Below are 12570 nucleotides of genomic sequence, written 5' to 3'. Positions count from 1 at the left end.
ACCATATTCAAGACAAACACTTAGGGGAAATGTTTGAGAGATATGTAAATTTTGAATTCTACAAAACAAAGTTAAAATAGATGTTGACTTGAACGAGTTTGAGAGATATGTAAATTTTGAATTCTACAAAATAAATAGAGATATGATTATTAACGAGACGGTATTTGAGAGATATGTAAATTTTGAATTCTACAAACATTCTCTTTGAGGGTTGTAAGGACGATGTGTTTGAGAGATATGTAAATTTTGATTTCTATAAAATCGATAGTTTTTTTAGTAATCGTCAACGTATCGTTAGAGAAATGTGTAGAATATTTATTTTTTAACAATTTTCTACTTTTGAAAATAAAAGGGGAAATGTTTGAGAGATATGTAAATTTTGAATATATAATAAGATTATTGATGAGATAATATTGAGTGCTATTTGATCTATAATCTTATTTTTGTTTACATAAATGTGTATAGTTATTAAATTAAGAGAAAAAAGCATTTACGTTAGTCTCAATAAACGTAAATGCTCTTAAATATTTTCTTACTTCGTTATCTCTTCAATAATAGTCTCTAGTTTCATAGAACGGCTTGCCTTGAATAAGATTACTTCGTTTTTGTGTTTGTTATTTTTTAGATATTCACTAACTTCTGCTGTAGTAGGGAAGTGTAGTGTTTTTATTTTGTCATTTTTAATTTGTCTAGTAATGTTTTCTGCTAGCTCACCAACGCTAATCACTAAGTCAATATCGTTTGTGTTTTCAGAAATATATTCTCCAACTTCACCGTGATAGTTAACTTCGTTAGGTCCTAGTTCGAACATACTTCCTAAGACAAGTGTTTTATAATCGAAGTCGTCGTAACTACTTACTACATCAACACCGGCCTTCATAGAAGTAGGGCTAGCGTTATATGCATCGTTGATTATTAGTGAATCATCTTTGTATGGGATGCTTTGTAGGCGCATGCCTGTTATTTCCACAGTGTTTTCAATAGCTTTGTGGATTTCTTCGTTAGTTAATCCGATTTTACTTGCGATTGCTGTTGCGAACATAATGTTATATAGATTATGTTTTCCTTTTAGTTTTGTGAAGTATTGTTCGTCACTTATATTAAGTTTAAAATCAATTTTATCACGTGTAATTGTGTAGCTCTCTAGAATAATATCGTTATAGCTGTTCTCACCACATGATGTTGTGTTAATCTCTGAAGAATCTACTAATGTTTTTAGGAGAATTTCATCCCCGTTATAGACAAAGTATCCGTCTTTCTTCATACCATTAGTAATTTCAAATTTAGCTTTAGCAATCCCTTCACGTGATTTGAAAAATTCAATGTGACTTTCACCGATATTAGTAATTACTGTATAATCAGGTTCAACTAATTTAGATAAGAAGTCAAGTTGTCCAAAACCATCAGCACCCATTTCAAGAACTAGTATTTCACTATCTTCAGGCGCAGCAAGAATAGTTAATGGGACTCCAAGTTCGTTATTAAAGTTTCCCTGTGTTTTATGGACTTTGAACTTTGTCGATAAGATACTGCTAATAATATCTTTTGTAGTAGTTTTACCGTTACTACCTGTGATTGTGATAATTTTGGCATTTAAACTTTCTAGATAGTGTTTCGCTAAATTTTGAATTGTTTCATAACTATCATTAACGTAGATGATATTATTATCAGAAATAAAGTCATCTTTTAAAGATAAACTTGCTGCAGCACCTTTTTCAAAGGCACTTTCTATATAGTTGTGACCATCGACATTTTCACCTAAGAAGGGGATAAATAAGTCACCTTGCTTAACTTTTCTACTATCAATAGCGATACCAGTAATTTCTAAATTACTAGTAATGTTAGCTTTCTTGGCATTTAATATTTTTTCTAAATCTTTAACTAAATATTTCATGATTAATCCTATTCTTCAGTTAATAAGTTTTTACGATCTTCGTAACGCTCTACAGCTAGTTTGAATAATTCTTCGATAATTTCAGAGTAACTTACGTTCATGTTTGCCCATAGAGAAGGGAACATTGAGAATGGAGTAAATCCAGGCATTGTGTTTACTTCGTTGATGAAGATTTCTCCTTCTTTAGTGTAGAAGAAATCGGCGCGTACTAATCCAGAACCGCTGATTGCGCGGAATGCAGTTGCTGCCATTTCTCTAAATTTAGGATATAGAGTAGTATCTATTGGCGCTGGAATATCCATACGTGATTGTCCATCTGTATACTTAGTTTCGTAATCGTAGAAATCAGTAGTAGAAATGTTTACGATTTCACCAGGATCTGTAGTCTTGACTTCGTTGTAACCAAGAACGGCAACTTCGATTTCTTTAGCACCTACAGCTCCTTGCTCAACGACGATTTTTTTGTCGAATTTAAGAGCTTCTTCGATACCTTTTACTAATTCAGCTTCATCGTTACAGCGACTAATACCAACTGAAGAACCTAAGTTAGCAGGTTTTACGAATAGAGGATATTTAAGATTTTCATTAATTTCAGTGATAAGAGCTTCTTTTTTGTTTTTCCAAGTGTATTCGATAAAATGAATGTATGGAAGTTGTGGAAGGTCATAAGCAGCAAATAATTGCTTCATAACTACTTTGTCCATACCAGCTGCACTTGAAAGTACGTTGTTACCAACATAAGCGATGTCCATGATTTCTAGTAATCCTTGGATTGTTCCATCTTCACCGTTTGGTCCATGAAGAACAGGGAAGACGATATCGAATTTACGTCCACCTTCAAATAATAATCCACTAATATCATTATCAAAGTTAGAAAAAACTAAATTGTGTTGATCAGTTACTTCTGATGTAATTTTTTCACCACGTGCCCAGTTACCTTCTAATGAGATAAAGATAGGGAATACATTGTATTTTTCTTTGTCTATTGCGTTAATAATTGATTTCGCTGTTAAAAGTGATACTGAGTGTTCAGCACTTTTACCACCATATACAATTCCGATATTTTGTTTTGTCATGTTTAAATCTCCTAAGAAATAAAAATTTATATCAATCTATTTTTTAGCATAATTTTATATATGTTGAATTGATACAAGTTATAATTAGTTTTGATTTTCTTAATCAAAACTAGTATATCTTATTATATCATAAAAAATTGAAAGTAGAGTAATTTTGTAAGTTATATACAATAAAAATTTAATTTAGTTAATTTGCAAAGCAAATTCTAGGTCAAAGAAAACACTGAAATTTTAAGTTGAAACTAATTTTTTCTTCGAAACTTAAGTTGAGAATCTTTCAAAATTTTATTTTAGATAATAATACGACTAGAGCTACTTGATTAAAAAAATCAAAATACTTTAGTCGTATAGTTTTATATTTGTGATTAAATTTTATAGTTGGTGTTCTATATCTTATATTTTTCTTTTAGTTCTGCGATAGTATCACGAAGTTTTGCCGCTTGTTCGAATTCGAATTTTTCTGCAGCAGCAAACATTTGTTGTTCTAATTCTGCTAAGTGTTCTTCAATATTATTATCGTTGATATTTGCAGTTTCTTCAAGTTCAAGAATCTCTTCATCGTTAGCGACTTCTTTCTTAGCGCTGATAGAATCACGAATATCTTTAATAATAGTTTGTGGGGTAATACCATGTTCCTCGTTATATGCCATTTGAATTTCACGACGACGATTTGTCTCATCAATTGCTTTTCTCATACTTCGAGTAATATTATCTGCATACATTATTACACGACCATTCGCATTACGTGCAGCACGTCCAATGGTTTGAAGCAATGCCTTATCTCCACGTAAAAATCCTTCTTTATCAGCATCCAAAATAGCCACAAGAGATACTTCAGGAATGTCTAGACCTTCACGTAGTAAGTTGATACCTATTAGTATATCGAATTTACCAAGACGAAGATTTCTAATTATTTCTGTACGTTCTAATGTTTTAATATCAGAGTGTAGGTATTCTACTTTCAAACCATTTTCTTTCAGATAAGCTGTTAGCGATTCTGCCATTTTCTTCGTTAAGGTAGTGATAAGTACGCGTTCTCCTTTAGCGATAATCTTCTCAGCTTCTTTAGTAATATCGAATACTTGGTCGCTAACAGGTCGAATATCGATAATTGGATCTAGTAGACCTGTAGGACGAATGATTTGTTCAGTAATTTTTGTACTTTTCTCTAATTCGAAATCTCCTGGGGTCGCTGATACGAAAATAGCTTGATTAAGTTTTTTCTCGAATTCTTCGAAGTTCAAAGGACGGTTATCCAACGCGGTCGGTAATCTGAATCCATAGTCAACAAGTACTTGTTTACGAGCTCTATCTCCATTAAACATACCACGAACCTGAGGAAGGGTAACGTGTGATTCATCGACTACTAATAACCAATCATCTGGGAAGTAATCTAGTAGTGTATATGGTGTACTACCGGGTTCACGAAGTGTAAGATGAAGAGAGTAGTTCTCTATCCCTGAACAGAACCCCATTTCTTCCATCATTTCAAGGTCGTAGTTAGTACGTTGTTCAAGACGTTGAGCTTCTAGAAGTTTATTTTCCATATTTAGAACTTTTAATCTTTCTTCTAGTTCAGCTCGTATCCTCTTAATTGCTTCTTTAGTCTTTTCATCACCAGCAACGAAGTGACTGGCAGGGTATATTGCGATATGTTCAAGTTCACTTAATACTTCACCAGTTAAGGAATTAATCTCGCGAATACGATCGATTTCATCGCCGAACATTTCTATACGAACAGAGTTTTCACTACGAGATGCTGGAAAGATTTCAATTACATCACCACGGACTCTAAAATTACCACGAGTAAACTCGATATCGTTTCTCATATATTGAATGCTGATTAGCTTTTCCATTATTTTATTACGATTAATTTCATCACCAACACGTAATGAAAGTACTAGCGATGAATATTCTTCTGGCGAACCTAGACCATATATACAGCTGACACTTGACACGATAATAACATCATCACGATCAAATAATGAAGATGTTGCACTATGTCGTAGTTTATCAATCTCATCATTAACAGATGAATCTTTTTCTATATATGTATCTGTAGATGGAACGTATGCCTCTGGTTGGAAGTAATCATAGTATGAAACGAAATACTCAACGCGGTTATTCGGGAAAAATTCTTTAAGTTCATTGTACAATTGTCCAGCTAATGTCTTATTATGAGCTAGAACCAGGGTAGGTTTTCCTACATTTTTCACTATGTTAGCTATTGTAAATGTCTTACCTGTACCAGTAGCACCAAGTAATGTTTGATATTTTTCACCACTATTTAAACCTTCCGTAAGTTCGGCAATCGCATTAATCTGATCCCCTTTAGGGTCGTACTTACTCTGAAGGTCAAAATCAACATGTAATCTATTAATTTCCAAAAAATTCACTCCTTAAATAGGTTATTCTGTAAGTTAGTAGTATAGATAAAATAACTCACACAAAAGGTTAATTAATTCTTTCAATAAATATTATAATATAGAAAGAAAAATAGGGAAAGTGAAAGAAATTATTTAATTTTTATTAATTTGTATATATCAAGTTGAAAATATTTATAAAACATCATATTTTGTACATTTCTACTATATTTTATTTTGTTTTTTCGAGTGTATATGTTAAGATAGTATAGTATGAAAAAAGGAGGAAGTAATGGATACACAAAAAATTATATATACTTCACCGAAAAGTGAGAGAATTGATAAATTTTTACAACAAGAATTAACAGATGTTTCTAGAACAAATATTCAGAACTTAATATCTGAAGGTTATATTAAAGTAGATGGGAATAGTATTAAAACTAATTATAAATTAAAAGAAGGTAATGTTATTACTATTGATTACAAAGAACCTGAAGAGTTAGACGTTGTAAAACAAGATATACCAGTGGATATTGTTTATGAAGATAATGATTTAATCATTGTAAATAAAGCTAAAGGGATGGTTGTTCATCCATCAGTAGGACATAAGGATGGAACATTGGTTAATGCCTTATTATTCCACAGTGAACTTTCAAGTATTAATGGTACTATCAGACCTGGTATTGTTCACAGAATAGATAAAGATACGTCAGGATTATTAATCGTTGCGAAAAATGATAAAGCACACGTTAAATTATCAGAAATGATCGCGAATAAAGATGTTAAGAGAAAATATTACGCTCTAGTACACGGAAGTATAAAGCACGACTATGGGACTATCGATGCGCCAATCGCTCGTAATCCAAAAGAACGTAAAGAAATGGCTATTATCGATGAGGGTAAACCATCTATTACACACTTTAAGGTTATAGATAGATTTGAGAAATATACACTTATCGAATGTGAATTAGAAACTGGACGTACTCACCAAATTAGGGTACACATGAAATATATTAACCACCCATTAGTAGGAGATCCAGTATATGGTCCAAGAAAAACATTAAATACAAATGGACAGTCACTTCATTCGAAAAGTATCGAATTTAATCACCCAATTACTGGTGAACATCTATACTTTGAAACAGAAATTCCAGAGTATATGATTGAAACAATGTCTAAATTAGATAAATAGAATACTTTATAACATATCACTTCAAATATTGGTAATTGATGCCAACTTTGAGGTGATTTTCTTATAAAAAGATAATACTGTGCTAGTATAGATGTATAATGTAAAAAATATTTATTCAAAATTAAAAAAGTAAAAATTTTTAAAATATAAAGAACAAAATTATAGGATTAATTTAAAAAAAAACTATTAAATTAAATATGTATACGTTATCAATAAAACCTTGTGATAATAAAGAATAGAGGAATTAATATATAAGAATTTTGTTAATAACATACATAATTGAAAATTATTAAATAAAATAGTTTATTTTTTCTAAAAAGTGTAGTATTATAATATATATATTAGTAGTTATTTAAGGAGGACAAATAACATGGTATTGGTACCAGCAAAAGACATGCTTGTAAAAGCAAGAAAAGAAGGATATGCAGTAGGGCATTTCAACATCAATAACTTAGAATGGACAAAAGCAATTTTAGCAGCTTGTGAAGAAGCAAAAAGTCCAGTAATCTTAGGTGTAAGTGAAGGAGCAGCTAAATACATGACTGGTTTCAGAACTGTTGCAGCTATGGTTGAAGCTATGGTTGAAGAAATGAACATCACAGTTCCTGTTGCATTACACTTAGACCACGGTTCATACGAAGGAACTCAAAAAGCTATCGCAGCTGGATTTAGTTCAGTTATGTTCGACGGATCTCACTATCCATTCGAAGAAAACATTGCTAAATCTAAAAAAATGATCGCTTTAGCTCACTCTAAAGGATTATCAATCGAGTGTGAAGTTGGTTCAATCGGTGGCGAAGAAGATGGAGTTATCGGTACTGGTGAATTAGCTGATCCAAACGAATGTAAAACAATGGCTGACTTAGGAATTGACTTCCTAGCTGCTGGTATTGGTAACATTCACGGTAAATACCCTGAAAACTGGGCTGGATTAAGCTTCGAAACATTAGAAAAAATCGCTGAAATCACTGATGGTATTCCATTAGTATTACACGGTGGTTCAGGTATTCCAACTGACCAAATCCAAAAAGCTATTTCTCTAGGAGTATCTAAAGTTAACGTTAATACTGAATGTCAATTAGCATTTGCTGAAGCTACACGTAAATACGTTGAAGAAGGTGGAGACCTTAAACCTAAAGGATTCGACCCTCGTAAATTATTAAACCCTGGATTTGAAGCTATTAAAGCTATGGTTCACGAAAAAATCGATATCTTCGGTTCAAGAAACAAAGCATAATAACTACGCAATTTTATAGAAAGGGCTGAACCAAAAGTCCTGAACTAAAAAAAAGTGTATATGATAACTCATAGACGCAGTGGTTTATTGATATCTAAATTCGCTTTATGAAAGCTTTTTAGATATCTAATAAACTGTGCGGGGGTGACTCGACAAAATCGATTTCTACAAAATCACGATTTTTGAGTCACTCCCTTTTGTTTATATACAATTTTAGATAAAGGAGTATTTCTATGCAACAAACAATAGATTATTTAAAAAAACTTACTAGCATTCCTTCACCAACAGGGTATACGAGAGAAGTCGCAGATTACATAGTAGAGGAAATAGAGAGACTAGGTTATACAGCGATTCGCACTAACAAAGGTGGGGTAAATGTAATCGTTAAAGGTAAGGACGATAATAAACACCGTGTCGTAACAGCTCACGTAGATACATTAGGAGCGATGGTGCGTGGGGTAAAAGCAGACGGTCGCTTAAAAATGGCTAAAATCGGTGGTTATCCGTGGAATATGATAGAAGGCGAAAACTGCCTTGTTCATGTAGCCAGCACAGGAAAAACTGTTAGTGGAACTATCTTAATTCATCAAACTAGTACGCATGTATATAAAGATGCAGGAACAGCAGAACGTACAGAAGATAATATGGAAGTAAGGCTAGATGCTAAAGTAAGAAATGAGCAGGAAACACGTGATTTAGGTATTGATGTTGGAGATTTTATAAGTTTTGATCCTCGTACGATAATTACAGAAACAGGATTTATAAAAAGTCGTTTCTTAGATGATAAAGTCAGTGCTGCGATTTTATTAGACTTACTAAGAAAATATAAGGAAGGAAATATTGAGTTACCTTACACAACACACTTTATGTTCAGTGTTTTTGAGGAAGTAGGGCATGGAGCTAACTCTAATATTCCAAAAGAAGCTGTAGAATACCTTGCGGTTGATATGGGAGCTATGGGAGATGACCAGCAAACAGATGAATATACAGTATCAATATGTGTAAAAGATGCTAGTGGTCCGTATAATTATCAATTCCGCAATCATCTTGTTCAGCTAGCAAAAGAAAATGATATCCAATATAAATTAGATATTTATCCATATTATGGAAGTGATGCTTCAGCTGCGATGAGAGCAGGAGCAGAGGTGAAACACGCACTTCTAGGAGCAGGGATAGAATCAAGTCATTCATACGAAAGAACACATATTGACTCGGTAGAGCAAACTCACAAGATGGTAGATGTATATTTACGAAGTGAATTAATAAAATAAGTGTGAATTAAGTTGAGAAAAAATAATGGTAATTTTTTAATAAGCATTTTAGATATATAATAAACTTTGCAGGGGGATGATCAAATCGATTTTTTAGAAAATGAGATTTTTGAGTAATTCCCTTGTTTAAAGTTTTTTTTGTGTTAATTAATATTCGCATAAATTATTTATATATGATATACTTTAGGTAACAGCGCAAGGGAGGCGTATAAAAATGGGAGAAAGACATAAAAATATAAAACCTATTTATGACTTAGTTGTTAAAAAAGTATTTCGTAATGAAACTGTAGCACTGCAATTTGTAAAAGATATTTTCGAATTACCTGCAAAAAGTGCGAAGCTTATAGAAGGAAATCAAATATTCACGGCAAATAGCAATGTAGATACTGATTTCAATATAGCAGTTGATATTCTTGTTGAACTAGATAATCATGCACAGGTAATTATCGAAGTTCAGCTTGCTAAACAAGTATTTTTCATTAATCGAATTTGGGCATATTTATGTAAGCAGGTTAATGATAATCTTGAGAGGTTAAAACAAAAAGAAGAAGAGAAGTTGGCAATTTATAAAAAATTACCACCTGTTTATGTGGCAGCCATAGTTGATCAAAACTATTTTGACGGTGACGAAGCTATAAGTACTTTTTTAATCAAAGAAGAGACTAGAAACACAGAATTGAAAATGTACGTAGAAAATAATACGAAAGACATTCCGTTATTAAAAATAGTATTTTTAGAACTTAAAAAATACAAAGAGAATTTAAACAATGATTATAAGAAAATTAGATGGCTGGAATTTTTTGGAAACAAACAGTACACAAGCAAACCTGATGATGTACTTATCCAAGCCGATAATTTACTAAATCTTAGAAACTGGAGTAAGGAGGAAAAACGTATGTATGATGAAGTAACAAGACAACAAGATCATTACTGGGCATCATTAGCTTATGCACAGGAAGAAGGTATGAGACTCGGAATTGAACAAGGGATTGAACGAGGGAAAGAGCAAGAACGAAATACGCTGATTTCTCTGATAAAAGATGGTTATATTTCTGCGGAAGTAGCTGCTGAAAAGCTAAATATTAGTATTGAAGAATTGGATGAATATTTATAAAAATTTCCAGTTTTAGTTCCTTATTTCATTATCCAAGCCGATAATTTACTAAATCTTAGAAACTGGAGTAAGGAGGAAAAACGTATGTATGATGAAGTAACAAGACAACAAGATCATTACTGGGCATCATTAGCTTATGCACAGGAAGAAGGCAGAGTAGAAGGGCTTGCTATAGGAATAGAAGAAGGAAGGGCAGAAGGCAGAGAAGAAGCTGTTATTACTCTAATGAAAAATGGTTATATTTCTGCGGAGGTAGCTGCAGAACAATTAAAAGTTAATATCGAGGACTTAGACAAATATTTATAATAACTTCTAGTTTTAATTTCTTATTTCCTTGTTCAAGTAGATAATTTATTAAATCTTAGAAACTGGAATAAGGAGGAAAAACGTATGTATGATAAAGTAACAAGACAACAATAGTATAATGGGGCTTCATATACTAATTTATTAGTAGTTTTATACGATAAGATAGTGTAGGATAGTGAATTAATAAAATAAGTATGAAGAATAATACGTAGTTTAATGTAATATTTAGTTTAGTTAAATGAAAGTTCAAGTTGTTTACGTAAGTTGTAACTAAAGGTTTATCTTTAAAATAAATACTATATAAAAAATATAAAACGGTTAATTAATAGCACTTTTCTATTACATTTTAAGGAAAAATAATAAAAAACTTAAGAAAAAAACTTGACTTTTGATATAAAAATAAATATAATAACTATATACGATAATCTGTCGTATAAAAATCAAAAAATTATTATTTAAAAGGAGATTTAATACTATGAAGAAAAAAGTATTATTATCAGTATTCGCTGCATCTCTATTCGCAGCACCAGTAGCATTAGCTGCAGATAATTTCCAACCAGTAGCACCTGGACCAAACCACTTTGACGGTGCTAGCAATGGTGACAACTCAGCAGATTTCAAACTTACAGATGTAACTCAAAAAGAAGTTGATGCTAGTTTAACTGCTAAACAAATCAAAAAAGTTGAAGCTAAAAACAACGTAACTGTTGATAAAGACGGTGTATTACGTGAAAAAGGACCTAAAGCTCCTAAAGCATCAGCTAAAGGACAAAGAACTTTACCAAAAACTCACGCAGTTAAATAATACTGATACAAGTATATAGAAAAGGATGTTTGTAAATTCAAACTCCTTTTTTATTTTTGTTTATCTATAGATTGTTTTAAACTAATGAATTTTAAGAGTAAATAAGACCACAAGTCTCAGATGATAATCTGAAGTCTTGTGGTCTTTTTTCTATTGTCTAGTTGTTTTTATTCTTGTTGCGACTACTGTTCCAACAGCTGCGATGATTGCTGATGCGTAGAATACGTATGAAGTGCTAATATCCCAAAGAGCACCCATTATATACAGTCCTACTGCCATACTTAGTTGGAAACAGATGGCTGTATATAGATTTTGCATATCGATAATTTCTTTGTTGTTATAATCTTTATTCAGGATAAGAATAAAGGCGATATGAGCAACCGCGAATGTTATAGCATGAAATGTCTGCATAATTGTGAAAACATATATGTTGTGGAACATAGCTAATGCTCCCCAACGAATAATTGCACAAATACCAGCGAAGATCATCAGATTTTTTGGTTTGATTCTTTTAACTAATCTTTTAGAGAAGATAAAGAATATTATTTCTGCGATAACTGATACGTTAAGAATAACACCAGAAAGCCACTTAGCTGATATATTCATACTTTCTAAATATAGTGCATTGTAGTTATTATATGCAGTATGTGAAAGTTGGTATAGAAACACAGTGATAATAAGTAAAATTGCATTTCTATCTTTCAATACCCAACCATATAAGCTTTCTTTTTCTTTTTTTGTTTTCGATTCTTCAAAACTTAGATTTTTAACTAGTTTTGGTTGTGGTAAGAACATAAATGCTAAATATAATGCTACTAAGAATATTAGGATATAATACAAAGCTCCATTACCAACGTAACCTAAAATTCCCCCGATTATTATACCGATCACCGTAAATCCTAATGAACCGTATGTTCTTGCTTTTCCGTAATCTATATTTTCTTCACGTAAAAATAATGATGCTAGCCCTTCGACTAGGGGACTTACCATGAAGTAAATCATACCGAATAAAAATGTAATTATTCCAAGTATAATTTTTTCATTTGTAAAGCCGTAACTAACAGCAAGAATTAATCCAATTCCTACAGATAGTTTTAAAGTGATATCAATATTATATTTTTTTATTAGATATGGACTTAAAAATATTCCACTAATAACCCTTGCGATAAATAGCATTGAAAATATCGAACTCGCCTCTAAAACACTCAAGTTTTTCACAGATGTTAAATAAACCATCCAGAATGGTAAAAAAGTCCCAGTAACTAGAAATTGTAAAAAGTAGTTTGTAGATAACCAAGTTTTTGATGACATA

At 31.8% G+C, this 12570-nt stretch carries 10 protein-coding genes; 6 read left to right on the top strand and 4 right to left on the bottom strand.

Annotation, left to right across the window (positions count from 1 at the left end; translation table 11 throughout):
- Positions 1-532: 532 nt before the first annotated feature.
- From murF to uvrB, 3 genes are all read right to left on the bottom strand, one after another.
- Complete coding sequence (gene murF, locus RWQ74_RS05005) at positions 533-1894, bottom strand: UDP-N-acetylmuramoyl-tripeptide--D-alanyl-D-alanine ligase (RefSeq protein ID WP_314397191.1); 1362 nt, start codon at positions 1892-1894, stop codon at positions 533-535.
- Positions 1895-1902: 8 nt separating this feature from the next.
- Positions 1903-2970: a D-alanine--D-alanine ligase gene (locus tag RWQ74_RS05000; protein WP_314397190.1), complete on the bottom strand. Its 1068-nt coding sequence runs from the start codon at positions 2968-2970 to the stop codon at positions 1903-1905.
- A gap of 386 nt (positions 2971-3356) precedes the next feature.
- On the bottom strand, positions 3357-5357 hold the full coding sequence (gene uvrB, locus RWQ74_RS04995) for an excinuclease ABC subunit UvrB (protein WP_314397189.1): 2001 nt from the start codon (positions 5355-5357) through the stop codon (positions 3357-3359).
- A gap of 268 nt (positions 5358-5625) precedes the next feature.
- Here uvrB and RWQ74_RS04990 point away from each other — a divergent pair, with 268 nt between their 5' ends.
- The 6 genes from RWQ74_RS04990 to RWQ74_RS04965 all read left to right on the top strand — a co-directional run bounded on the left by RWQ74_RS04990 (position 5626) and on the right by RWQ74_RS04965 (position 11258).
- The gene (locus RWQ74_RS04990) at positions 5626-6525 is read left to right on the top strand and encodes an RluA family pseudouridine synthase (RefSeq protein WP_314397188.1); all 900 of its coding nucleotides are present in this window, start codon (positions 5626-5628) and stop codon (positions 6523-6525) included.
- A 370-nt stretch (positions 6526-6895) separates the two neighbouring features.
- On the top strand, positions 6896-7762 hold the full coding sequence (fba, locus tag RWQ74_RS04985) for a class II fructose-1,6-bisphosphate aldolase (protein WP_314397187.1): 867 nt from the start codon (positions 6896-6898) through the stop codon (positions 7760-7762).
- 233 nt (positions 7763-7995) lie between these two features.
- Positions 7996-9033, top strand: a complete 1038-nt coding sequence (locus tag RWQ74_RS04980; RefSeq protein WP_314397186.1) for a M42 family metallopeptidase — start codon at positions 7996-7998, stop codon at positions 9031-9033.
- Positions 9034-9247: 214 nt separating this feature from the next.
- Positions 9248-10147, top strand: coding sequence for an Rpn family recombination-promoting nuclease/putative transposase (locus tag RWQ74_RS04975; protein ID WP_314397185.1), 900 nt, complete (start codon positions 9248-9250; stop codon positions 10145-10147).
- An 84-nt stretch (positions 10148-10231) separates the two neighbouring features.
- The gene (locus tag RWQ74_RS04970; protein ID WP_314397184.1) at positions 10232-10453 is read left to right on the top strand and encodes a hypothetical protein; all 222 of its coding nucleotides are present in this window, start codon (positions 10232-10234) and stop codon (positions 10451-10453) included.
- Between the two features lie 475 nt (positions 10454-10928).
- Positions 10929-11258 carry a hypothetical protein gene (locus RWQ74_RS04965; RefSeq protein WP_314397183.1) on the top strand — a complete coding sequence of 110 codons (330 nt, stop codon included), beginning with the start codon at positions 10929-10931 and terminating at the stop codon, positions 11256-11258.
- Between the two features lie 150 nt (positions 11259-11408).
- Here the strand turns inward: RWQ74_RS04965 and RWQ74_RS04960 are convergent, their stop codons facing one another.
- Entirely contained in the window at positions 11409-12569 is a 1161-nt protein-coding gene (locus RWQ74_RS04960) for an MFS transporter (RefSeq protein ID WP_314397182.1), read from the bottom strand.
- Between the last annotated feature and the right edge of the window lies 1 nt (position 12570).

The organism is uncultured Gemella sp. (assembly GCF_963525165.1).
In the GTDB taxonomy this organism is placed as follows: Bacteria; Bacillota; Bacilli; order Staphylococcales; family Gemellaceae; genus Gemella.
Note: the sequence above shows the minus strand (reverse complement) of the source record. Positions and strands in the feature narration are given on the sequence as shown.

Excerpts from the sequence above, each read along its gene's own strand:
- murF (WP_314397191.1), bottom strand. The coding sequence starts at position 1,894 with ATGAAATATTTAGTTAAAGATTTAGAAAAAATATTAAATGCCAAGAAA.
- RWQ74_RS05000 (WP_314397190.1), bottom strand. The coding sequence starts at position 2,970 with ATGACAAAACAAAATATCGGAATTGTATATGGTGGTAAAAGTGCTGAA.
- RWQ74_RS04990 (WP_314397188.1), top strand. The coding sequence starts at position 5,626 with ATGGATACACAAAAAATTATATATACTTCACCGAAAAGTGAGAGAATT.
- fba (WP_314397187.1), top strand. The coding sequence starts at position 6,896 with ATGGTATTGGTACCAGCAAAAGACATGCTTGTAAAAGCAAGAAAAGAA.
- RWQ74_RS04980 (WP_314397186.1), top strand. The coding sequence starts at position 7,996 with ATGCAACAAACAATAGATTATTTAAAAAAACTTACTAGCATTCCTTCA.
- RWQ74_RS04975 (WP_314397185.1), top strand. The coding sequence starts at position 9,248 with ATGGGAGAAAGACATAAAAATATAAAACCTATTTATGACTTAGTTGTT.
- RWQ74_RS04970 (WP_314397184.1), top strand. The coding sequence starts at position 10,232 with ATGTATGATGAAGTAACAAGACAACAAGATCATTACTGGGCATCATTA.
- RWQ74_RS04965 (WP_314397183.1), top strand. The coding sequence starts at position 10,929 with ATGAAGAAAAAAGTATTATTATCAGTATTCGCTGCATCTCTATTCGCA.
- RWQ74_RS04960 (WP_314397182.1), bottom strand. The coding sequence starts at position 12,569 with ATGTCATCAAAAACTTGGTTATCTACAAACTACTTTTTACAATTTCTA.